The 276-nt window shown below is 38.8% G+C and carries 1 pseudogene; it reads left to right on the plus strand.

Annotated features, from left to right (window positions below):
* Positions 1–92: 92 nt before the first annotated feature.
* Positions 93–276: pseudogene (locus LJE09_RS17660) on the plus strand (relaxasome subunit MobC); the annotation flags it as partial.

The following is a 276-nucleotide window of genomic DNA, read 5'->3' on the forward strand; positions in this document are numbered from 1 at the left end:
ATGATATACCTACACGCAAGAAGATTATACCATGTGCTTCTTCTGATACGCAACCGAGAACTTATGTTTGCAAAAGAAAGGAGAATGTAATAATGGCAAAATCAACAAAAAGTTATGAAGAACGAATGCTTGAAATGGAAAAAAAGGAACAGGAAAGCCTTGAAAAAGCAAAACGATATGCAGCACAGAAGAAAGAACTTCTGAAACGAAAGAAAACCGAGGAAAGTAAAAAACGAACCCATAGGCTCTGTCAGATTGGCGGTGCGGTGGAATCCG

This window comes from Blautia sp. DFI.3.45, assembly GCF_020593505.1.
Taxonomy (GTDB): domain Bacteria; phylum Bacillota; class Clostridia; order Lachnospirales; family Lachnospiraceae; genus Blautia_A; species Blautia_A wexlerae.